7 protein-coding genes are annotated in these 10,269 nt (G+C 43.3%); 5 read left to right on the forward strand and 2 right to left on the reverse strand.

The window, feature by feature from the left end:
• Window positions 1–207 precede the first annotated feature (207 nt).
• Entirely contained in the window at window positions 208–2,175 is a 1,968-nt protein-coding gene (ggt, locus tag ACQKCP_RS02560; RefSeq protein ID WP_427611151.1) for a gamma-glutamyltransferase, read from the reverse strand.
• Between the two features lie 339 nt (window positions 2,176–2,514).
• On the opposite strand from ggt, the gene ACQKCP_RS02565 reads away from it, so the two are divergent.
• From ACQKCP_RS02565 to ACQKCP_RS02575, 3 genes are read left to right on the forward strand one after another with little or no spacing between them, the layout of a single operon-like run.
• Window positions 2,515–4,701: a hypothetical protein gene (locus ACQKCP_RS02565; RefSeq protein ID WP_427611152.1), complete on the forward strand. Its 2,187-nt coding sequence runs from the start codon at window positions 2,515–2,517 to the stop codon at window positions 4,699–4,701.
• A gap of 55 nt (window positions 4,702–4,756) precedes the next feature.
• The gene (locus ACQKCP_RS02570) at window positions 4,757–6,349 is read left to right on the forward strand and encodes a hypothetical protein (protein ID WP_427611153.1); all 1,593 of its coding nucleotides are present in this window, start codon (window positions 4,757–4,759) and stop codon (window positions 6,347–6,349) included.
• Between the two features lie 48 nt (window positions 6,350–6,397).
• Complete coding sequence (locus tag ACQKCP_RS02575; protein WP_082624586.1) at window positions 6,398–6,751, forward strand: hypothetical protein; 354 nt, start codon at window positions 6,398–6,400, stop codon at window positions 6,749–6,751.
• A 108-nt stretch (window positions 6,752–6,859) separates the two neighbouring features.
• Here ACQKCP_RS02575 and ACQKCP_RS02580 read toward each other — a convergent pair whose 3' ends face one another.
• Window positions 6,860–7,384, reverse strand: a complete 525-nt coding sequence (locus ACQKCP_RS02580; protein ID WP_201567212.1) for a Spy/CpxP family protein refolding chaperone — start codon at window positions 7,382–7,384, stop codon at window positions 6,860–6,862.
• Window positions 7,385–7,763: 379 nt separating this feature from the next.
• On the opposite strand from ACQKCP_RS02580, the gene ACQKCP_RS02585 reads away from it, so the two are divergent.
• A complete protein-coding gene (locus ACQKCP_RS02585; protein ID WP_427611154.1) occupies window positions 7,764–8,450 on the forward strand; it encodes a response regulator transcription factor in 687 nt (228 codons plus the stop codon).
• A 14-nt stretch (window positions 8,451–8,464) separates the two neighbouring features.
• Window positions 8,465–10,114, forward strand: coding sequence for a sensor histidine kinase (locus ACQKCP_RS02590; RefSeq protein ID WP_427611155.1), 1,650 nt, complete (start codon window positions 8,465–8,467; stop codon window positions 10,112–10,114).
• Window positions 10,115–10,269: the final 155 nt, after the last annotated feature.

The following is a 10,269-nucleotide window of genomic DNA, read 5'->3' on the forward strand; positions in this document are numbered from 1 at the left end:
CGATAAGACCTCGATAGCCATATTGATACGTTTTAAATGGGGTCGTCAATAATAGCATTATTTGCCGCAGACAGCCACAGGTTCAAAGGGTTTAATCTGCGTGAGTTAAGTCATTAAGATGTAAAAACTCGGTTATGGACAACAGCAAAAAGCCCTCAATATAACGAGGTATAGAGGGCTATGTGATTGATAATTAAAGTCAGTTTTTTAGTAACCAACCACCGCTGCATCGACAATACGTGGATCAGACGATCCATAAATACCGTTTGGTGTGAGCATGATCGATTGCGTAGATCCCATCGCGGATTTTGGACTGACCGTATGACCCATTGATTCGAGCTTTTTGACAGTATCAATATTCAGTGCTTTTTCCACTCGAATCTCATCAGGTAACCATTGATCGTGGATACGCGGCGCATGTGTTGCCTCAGCGATATTCATATCATGGTCGATGACGTTGGAGATAATCTGAGTGACAGTCGTGATGATTCGGCTACCACCTGGACTACCCGTGACGATGTAAGGTTTGCTGTCTTTGAATACGAGCGTTGGACTCATAGAGGACAGTGGACGCTTATTGGCTTCCACCGCATTGGCATCGCCACCAAGTAGACCGTAGCCATTTGGTACGCCTGGTTTGGCAGAGAAATCATCCATTTCATTATTGAGCAGAATACCTGTACCGTCCGCAACGAGACCAGTACCATAAGAGAAGTTCAACGTATAAGTATTGGCTATCGCATTGCCATCTTTATCAACGATAGAGAAGTGTGTGGTTTGATCGCTTTCATAAGGTAGCGGGTTGTTGGCTTTGATGGTAGATGCTGGCGTGGCTTTATTTGGATTAATCAATGTACGCAGTTTGTCTGCATAGGCTTGTGAGGTTAAGCCGCTGGCAGGTACATCGATAAAGTCGGCATCTCCCAGATACTCAGCTCGATCTGCATACGCTAACTGCATCGCTTCCGCCATTAAGTGAATAGTCTGTGCGCTGTTTTGTCCGTAGTCTTTGAGCGGATAGCCTTCTAAGATATTCAAAATCTGGACGATGTGAATACCACCAGAGGAGGGCGGCGGCATAGAGACAATCTCATAGCCACGATAGTCGCCTTTGACAGGTTCGCGAGCGATGGCTTGATAATTGGCTAAGTCTTGCAGGCTCATGCTGCCGCCTGCTTCGTTGACTGCTTTGACCAGTTTTTGAGCGGTCTCACCCTTATAAAACCCATCGGTACCCTGTATCGAAATCCGCTTTAACGAACGAGCAAGCTCAGGCTGCTTTAAACGTTCACCTGGCTGATAAGCGCTGCCATCAGGCTTAAAAAACACTTTTTTGGTACTTGGCCATTTCTGCAAGCGATCGCTCAACGCCGTGAGTGACTCTGACAAGCCAGCAGTGACTTCTATACCGTCTTCAGCCAGTGCTATCGCTGGTGCCATAACTTGCTCACGGCTCATCGTACCATGCTCTTCTAGCGCTTTTAGTAGTCCTGCTACTGTCCCTGGCACGCCAACTGCCAAGCCATGATAGCGAGATAAGTCGCTGACAGCATTGCCTTCTTTATCAAGGTACATATTGCGCGAGGCGCTACTCGGTGCTTTTTCACGGTAATCAAGTGCCACCGTTTTGCCTTGCTTGGCATCATAAATCATCATAAAACCGCCACCACCTATATTACCCGCACGCGGCAAGGTTACTGCTAGGGCAAAACCCACCGCAACGCCAGCATCTACCGCATTACCGCCGTCCTTTAAAATCTGCAAACCGATATCAGAGGCAAGCGCTTCTTGGGTAGCGACCATGCCGTTCTTTGCCCAAACTGGATGATGAATGGCGTCTTCAGAGTAAATAGCTTGGTCACTATTAATATTATTGGAGGTATTAGCATTGTTCAATGTGATGTTAAGTGTATTGGTCTTCGCTCGCGTGATGCGTTTGGTTTCAGATAATACCGTTGGACTATCAGCCACGATGGCCAAGTTTATGGCACTGGTATTGATTGATGTGTTGTTGACCGTCGCATTACTTATTGAGGTCGTTGACTCTACAGCCTGTGCGGATATAGATAGCAGTAGCGTACTAGTAATGAGCACGACGCTAGATTTGAGTAAGGTATTAATTTTCGGTTTACGCTGCTGAGCGGTTCGATGGTGGCGAGATAATAACTGTGACATCGCAAAGTCCTTTTTACGCGAGTGGAGAGAATAGAGCTAAGAAATAGATAAGCCTAAATAGTAACGAAAATATGAAATAGTAGAAAGTTGTTTATTATCTTTTGTGGTGTACGCTTTTATAGCGCTTGTCTGTATCAGCTGTATTTCAAATAAATGAAGTTGGTTTTCAAGTAAATGAAGCTACTGATAAGACAACAGTTATACAGAGAAAATTATTTATGAATGAAGAAATTCTTTAAAAATATTCGCTAATATTACTAAATTGTAACGTCCTGTGATATAAATAACGGTACCACTGTACACTCATTATCGACTGTCTATTCATACAAAGAGATTACTATGTCATCACACCATATTAATAACCGCAATCGACAGCGCTACTCTGAGACTGCGCCTGCTTGTTTATCGAACACTGATCATAAAAACTATAATGGCAAAAGCAATAACAGTCATCTATATCCAACCAGTAAATTGACGTCTATCGCCTTGATAGTTGGTAGTGCTTCACTTGTACTCGCAGGTTGCCAATCAACTCCAGCCAGCTCATCCTCCAATCTGTCGTCGAACAGCAGCGTCTCTAGTACTATGATGGACTTTAGTGTCGCAAATGCCGCGCAGAGCCAACGTCAGGGTCAAGCTTTTACTGCCAGTCAAAACGCTCAGGCCGCACGTTATGAGCAGCTGTTTGATCAAGAGAAGTATCCAAACACCGAAAACCAAGCCAAATCACACTTGCTAGCAGCCATTCGTCAACACTTGGCGACCGAGCATGTCGCAGTCGCCACAGCCAACTATCGCTCAGCACCATTTATTGACCCAAGTAGTATTGATGCAGGATCTAGTAGCTTGCTTAAAACGATTATAGAAACCTATGCGTATCAGCCTGAGGGTATGTATGATAGTAGCGATGATGAGGCGCAAGCTGAGGCTAGAGCAGAATTAGCAGCGGTAGGTGTAGAGTCGAATAAATGCAATAAAAACGAAGATGATGACGCTTATGAAGTCTGTGTGGTAGAGGGTATTAACTACGATTATGATAACGCGAAAGATTCGATAGAGTCCGACTATCCTAGTGATTATGATCAATCTAGAGCAGAAGCTGAAGCAGAGAGAAGAGCCATTGCTGCTATATTGGCCGAAGCGGGGGAGAATGAGCCTACGAGCAGTGTTACCAACAGCGATAACGAGTATGCTTACGATACAGCAGATGACTATAGTAGCGATAATTACAGTAGTGACGACTATGATAATTATGATGAATACAGTAGCGGTACTGAAGGTATGCTCTCAGGAATGTCAGGGTTAAGTCCCAAGTCAATGGCTGCAAAGTATGAAGCCATGCAAATGGCAAAACAGCAAGCTAAGACAAAGACGGTAAATCGTGGCAGCCTACCAATGTCATCTACAGGCATGATTGGCAATATACTTAATATGTTCCACCGCACTCCTGAGCAAATAGCTGCATCCAATGCTTATCAGTATGAGCATTTAACATTCAATAGTGTCAGTCAATACCGTTCCAAGCAGCGCCAACTACAAAGCGTCTATAGCTACGATTACGCCACACCAACGATTAGCTCATCGATACAGATACCGTTAGCATTTGATTTCAATAACAGCAGTGTCGTAGTAGATCCATCGGCCATTATGCCGATTGTTGCACTTGTTAACCCTGAGAATACGCCATTACCATCACAGATGACCTCGCACACGGTGAGCTTTGGTTTGCCTGAAAGTATCACGGCACAGTTGCCATCAGCGGTGCTCTATGATGCGGTGCTCAACGCAATACAGAACAGCATGGCTGAGCTCGCGCCTGAGCATTTTAGCGCAGTCGATATCAGTGGTGACACGTTTGCCAAAGAAGTCGGTGCGACTCGCGCTGTAAAAGTCTATTTCGGTAGTCAGCAAAGCGGTGAAATGATTGGTAAGACGCTCAAATATGTGACTAAAGCACTGCAAGAATACGTAGATGCCAATCCAGATAAATATCCTGATGGTGCCGCACTAAAGACAGCACTTGCTAAAGTGCAGTTATACAATAAAGGCTATCAGAGCGCGGATGTCGGTTCGCTATTGCAGCTTATCGAAGCTATCGGTCCTATCTCGTTTAATCAAATCAACTACTATTACTTAGACAGCTCAGATCGACTGTTGGCCAAGCAGCAACGTGTCAATATCGGTGGTGATTTGATGGGGTCGACCACAACCATGCTAAACCAAGTACGTTACGATAAAGCCAGCTTTAACCGTCATGCCTTGACACCACTGCTTGCTGAGTCTTTTGGTCCAGACGCGATGCCTGCTATCGATGGCAATGCATGGATAGCTAAGCAGCGCGATAAAAAAGACAGATTACAAACGGCTCGCTATGCACGCTACGACTATCAAGATAGCGGTGTCGAAGGTGCTTATAGCAGTAATGAATATGGCACTGATGAGTACGGTAACGATAATGACAATGGCGCAGACGCTGTCGATGAGAGCCGAGTTGACGATGCTCCAGATGATATGAATGAAAAATAGAAGTCGAATGACCTCATCTCATTGCATTTACGCTCATATCTATTAAGGATGAAAAATGAAAATAGTACCTCACACCATTGCACAACGTCTGCCATTTAAGACTAAAAATAATCTGTTAATCACCAGCGCATTTTTGACAGGGGCACTGTTGTTAACAGGTTGCCAGTCTACCAATTTGGGCCAGTCCAGCACGGCGGCTGTAAAACAAGCACCTAGCGTTGCTAAAAAAATACTAGAAACAGCACTACAAAAACAGCGTCGTCAGTCATTTAGCTATCATAGCAATCTTGAAATTGGCAATAACCAACAATTTATAGATGCTGATACTAATACTGGTACGGAGAAAATGGCGGCATCAGACTATGTAGATGAACACTGCGAAGAGGCACATGACCAAGCGTACGCGGCTCTAATCCTGCAAGCAGAACAGCAAAACAAAGATGTCTTAGCGGTGGATTACGTTACTAAGCGTGACAGCATAAGGCAGTCGTATTTTGAGTGCGTAGCTGCCTATCATGCATGGGATGACCATCAATACGATAGCGATGTAAAAGTAGCACCAGATTATCAAGCGCTATTTGATAATTATGAGGATAAACAAAGACCGTTAGATAGGAAGAAAGCACAGTTATTAGATGAGTACCTACTACAGCCGCTTTCTATCGATTCTCAAGGGATCTATCAACCGATGGCAGGCAAGGCTACGATGCTCGCCAGCGCGCAATATCAAGCACGTAATCATCACAGCAGCATCAACCAGCCTATTTATATGGATTTTAAAAACGGTGATATTTACCTATGGGCAGATAACTTTGCGATTCTAAACTCAGAATTGTTAGACGATAAACTCGGTACAAAATGGCAAAACAAGTGGTTAAAAATAGCCATTGATGATGGTACGTTGCCTAAAGGGTTTGGTGGTGAAGTCATTAAAAGCCACTTTGCGGCGTTAGATGCGACTTATGATGCGGCGCCTGTCGGCCAGTTTAATTATGTTACTCCTGACTCACTTGCTTCACTGTCTCCAAAACTGCCCGCGCACCAGTTATCGGCTATGCTACCAAGCGATCAAATCATTCGCCGAGTACAACGCTTTGAGGATTATCAAACGTCGCAACAGAAATATATGCAGATTTTCTACGATCGGATCAGTGAAAAATACCCAGAGCTGGTACAAGAACCCGAGCCGATGACAGCGTTTGAGTCGATTCGAAATCCAAAGGCATTTACCAGTAAGTCTATTGTACAAAAAATACTGGCTATGATAAAAGGTCAAATGCATGAGGGAGCAACGACAGGTGAAACCGTTGCCAACACAGAAGTACAGGAACTATATGGGTTTGATAAACGTGGTCAACTCAAGTGGGAGCACTTACGTCGTCAGTTAGATAACACTAGCGAAGCGAATAACAACAAAGGCATGAGGATAGATGTGTTGCAGCAGTATTCTGCTATTAGCAATAAGGACTTAGCGTTTCCTAACCTACCAAGTAATGTGCAGACGCCAAACGCTAGCAATAGTATTGATTTACAAAAGTATGCTCCAGAGCTGCTGCAATACTACCAAGATGGTAATGGCACGGCAGTAGGTAAAATGGTATTTAACATGTTGCCGATGGTCAGAGAGCGTTTTGGTTCGGTCGAGTAAATAGCGATTTTCGTAAAAATGATTTTTCCACATTCGAATAGGATAGGTATGAAACAATATTTAGTAGGTATATTTTCTGCTGTCATCACTTTTAGTTCTGCTCAAGCGGGATGTATTGGCAACTCATCGTTCTCCACATGTTCTGATGCTAGTGGAAATACGTACACAAATAATAGAATAGGGAATACTACATATACCTCTGGCTATAATAGTAGTACAGGAAGTAGCTGGAACCAAAGTACCAATAGAATTGGTAATACTTCATATACTAACGGTACCAGTGCTGATGGTGGTTCTTGGAATAAATCTTCTCAACAGATTGGTTCTTATACTTATCATAATGGTAGTGATAGTAATGGTAATAGCTTTAACTATTCCTGCAATCAATATGGATGCAACTAAAATATATAGACGATAAAAAATAAATAAAAAAGCGCACCTATTAACGGCGCGCTTTTTCATTTTATACGTATACAGCGGGGCAAAATAACACTTTTCCGGAGTGGCTTATTACATACCTTGATGCTGTTTGTCATGGCCTTTACGGTCTTTTGAATGCTTACGACCTTTTTCTTGTCTCTCTGATTTCATTTGTTCCATCTTTGCACGTTGCTCAGCAGTCAACACTTGAGCGATGGCATGTTGTGTTTGTACACGTTCGATAAAGCGTTGCTTTTCTTTTGCCGCTCGTTGATCAGCCAGACGGTTCAGAGCAGCAGTGTTCAAAGTGCTGGCATTGGTCAACGCTTGTATTTGCTGATCCATTTGCGCGCGTTCTGCTTGATGTTCTGCACGGTCAGCAGTGCGATCGCCACGTTTGTTTTGCATGATGGCTTTAATTTGCGCTTGCTGTGTCGCTGTTAGATCCAGCTTTGACATTGGGCCTCTCATCTCACCTTTTTTCATGCCATCTTTGTGGTTCTTTTGCATTTGTGCAGTTGGCGTTGTATCAGTAGTCGCGTTAACGCTGGTGCAAGCCGTTACTGTAAATATGCTAGACGCTGCTAATACTGAGCCTAATAGTAATTTTTTCATCATAATATCCTTGATTACATTGAGTTTGATTTAATAAGCACTAAATTTTTATCTCGCAAGTAGCATCTGTTGAACGTTATCGCTCGTTATGGTCAGCCATCTTAGAAATGCAATACTTGCTGTTGATAGGAGTATATTACGACAGTTAAAGGTTACGAACATTTATGAAGTATTAAGAAAGGTAACGTTTCTGGTGAATTAGCAAGTGCTTGCCTGATAATATGGTTAACTACCGTCTACGAGCAATAAAAATGCCACGGCGACAATTCTGCTAACCATATATCACAATGACATTTGTACGTGGACTTATTGCGTCATGATTATTATAGAGTGATTGGATTGAGTAAATAGAGATAAATAAAAATTAAAGGAGAGAAGCATGCCAAACATCCTGATAGGCGATGACGACGAAGAGTTAACTCAATTATTGCAAGAGTACTTGGACAATCACGGCATTCGCTGTGACTGCGTACATGATGGTGCAGCAGTCATACAACGACTCAAAGCAGTAGCACACGAAGATACGGTTTATGATTTACTCGTACTCGATATTATGATGCCAAAACTAGATGGGTTAAGTGTCCTGCGCCAATTACCAAATATTATCGATATTCCAGTCATTATGCTGACGGCAAAAGGGGAAGAGATTGATCGTATCATTGGTCTAGAGCTTGGCGCTGATGATTATATTACAAAACCTTGTAACCCTAGAGAGCTGCTAGCGCGTATCAACGCAGTGATTAAACGTACCAATACGACTGTATCAGAGCATACTCCGTTGCCAGAAAGTCGTTTGCATCTCGATCAAAATCAACGTGCCTGCCAGATAGATGGGGTGACGCTGCAAGTCACTGGTACAGAGTTTGATCTGCTCGTGGCCTTGCTCAAACAAAAAGGGGAAGTGGTAAGTAAAGCATGGCTGTCAGAAAATATCTTGCAGCGTGAGTTGCAGCCATTTGACCGTAGCCTCGATGTACACGTATCTCGCTTACGAAAAAAACTTCAGCCTTTCCACGATGAACCAATAAAAGCGGTGCGTGGAAAAGGTTATCAACTGGTGCTGTAATGACGGACATATCGATGAAAGCTTCTGAGCAGACCCTCAAAAAAGCACCTAAGTTTAAGATGCGCATTACTCTGTTTTGGCGTCTGTTTCTGAGCCTATTATTGACGATTTTAATTACTTCTGTATTGTCTATCATGGTAGAGCGCTGGTTAGCTGAAAAAGAGCTGACCTCTCGTATGGACGTGCAAATCGATAGTCTATTGATAAAGCGTGAAGATATGGTCGCGTCACTACGGGCTGGTGATATAGAGTCTGTCAGGCAGATGTATCGTCAAGACCGCCAGTTGATGAATCAAATCAGAGTCTATGATGAGCAGGGCGCTATCATATTCCCGCGTTATCGTGACAAAGATGAGCGCACGCAAGGACAACTGCAAAGTGGTCGGCAGCTAATGGATCGTGCAATACAACCGTTGCAGCAAATACCGTCTAGACCACCTAGAGTAGAGAATAATGCGTATGGTGTAGAAGGTCGCAATGCTGACAATAGACTGCGTGAGCACGACAATGAAATACCAAAAGATGAGCCGTCTTTTTGGCAAAAATTCCTAAAGCCAAGAACGGCAAGTAGTACAGCAGTGGCTGATATCGATACTCGTCCTGAACTGGCCGATATGTCTATTGAATTACCTGATGGTCAGTCAATCATCATACAGTTGCGTCCGCACCTACGTTTTTCAGACGTGGTAGAGATACAGCACGGTAATTTTCCAATACGTTTGCTATTGATTGTTATTTTTAGTGTACTGGTCTGCATATGGCTCAGTCGCACGCTAACCCAGCGAATTGGCCGTGTACAAAATACCGTACACCGTATGATTGATGGTAATTATCAAGCCAACCCAGAACTGTCCAAGATGGGTGATGATGAGTTGGGGCTACTTGCCAAAGACGTTGCTCATCTGTCAACGAGGCTCGTCGATAGTGAGTTGGCACGCAAGCAAATGCTTAGCGATATCTCACATGAGCTGCGTTCGCCACTTGCTCGTCTAGATGTAGCGACTGAGCTGACTCGAGACTTTGCGCCCAATGCCAATCGTTATCTGGACCGTATCGATAAAGAATCTACACGAATGAATGAGCTGATTGAGCAAATCATTCATATTCAATCCCTACAAATGCAGCAATATACCGTCGATAATTTGGAAAGTGAGGCAGTCGACATATCTGACATCATTAGTAATATCGGAGAGGATGTCTGCTTTGAATTTCAACATAAAGACGTGCATTGGCAATGGCAACCGCCTGTAGCCTCAGCGTTAGATAGTTTGGAAGGTTTTTGGACAGTCCAAGGTAATGCAGAGCAGTTGTATAGCGCACTTGAAAATGTCATTCGTAATGCCTTTATGCACACGGCAGCGGGTTCGACAGTGATTGCTGAAATTAAAGCAATACAAATGGACAATAAGGCACCAGCTGTTCAAATTAATATAACAGACGAAGGTGGCGGTGTCGCAGACAAAGACTTAGAACGTATTTTCCATCCCTTTGTACGGCTCGATACTGCTCGGCATCGTGATACTGGCGGCTATGGTCTTGGGTTGGCTATTGTTCATGCTGTAGTTATGGCGCATAAAGGATATATCAATGCTCATAACCGCCAAGATGGTATCCAAGGGTTGGTGGTTCAAATAGTGCTACCTAGCAGACAAAAAGATAAATAATGTAGAAACAAATTATGTAACCAACATGCGCTTATCATGTATTTTTAATGTGTATAAGCGCATATTTAGTAATAGATAAAAGCTGACTCTTCTTAAAACCGACGTAATTTATTATAAATAGACAAAAATTAAAAGTAATTATATTCGTTTATATG

The sequence above is a fragment of the Psychrobacter sp. NPDC078631 genome, from assembly GCF_050268165.1.
Classification (GTDB): Bacteria; Pseudomonadota; Gammaproteobacteria; order Pseudomonadales; family Moraxellaceae; genus Psychrobacter.

What these genes read in the sequence shown, in the direction of transcription:
- ggt (WP_427611151.1), bottom strand. Translation starts at nt 2,175, where the DNA reads ATGTCACAGTTATTATCTCGCCACCATCGAACCGCTCAGCAGCGTAAA.
- ACQKCP_RS02565 (WP_427611152.1), top strand. Translation starts at nt 2,515, where the DNA reads ATGTCATCACACCATATTAATAACCGCAATCGACAGCGCTACTCTGAG.
- ACQKCP_RS02570 (WP_427611153.1), top strand. Translation starts at nt 4,757, where the DNA reads ATGAAAATAGTACCTCACACCATTGCACAACGTCTGCCATTTAAGACT.
- ACQKCP_RS02575 (WP_082624586.1), top strand. Translation starts at nt 6,398, where the DNA reads ATGAAACAATATTTAGTAGGTATATTTTCTGCTGTCATCACTTTTAGT.
- ACQKCP_RS02580 (WP_201567212.1), bottom strand. Translation starts at nt 7,384, where the DNA reads ATGAAAAAATTACTATTAGGCTCAGTATTAGCAGCGTCTAGCATATTT.
- ACQKCP_RS02585 (WP_427611154.1), top strand. Translation starts at nt 7,764, where the DNA reads ATGCCAAACATCCTGATAGGCGATGACGACGAAGAGTTAACTCAATTA.
- ACQKCP_RS02590 (WP_427611155.1), top strand. Translation starts at nt 8,465, where the DNA reads ATGAAAGCTTCTGAGCAGACCCTCAAAAAAGCACCTAAGTTTAAGATG.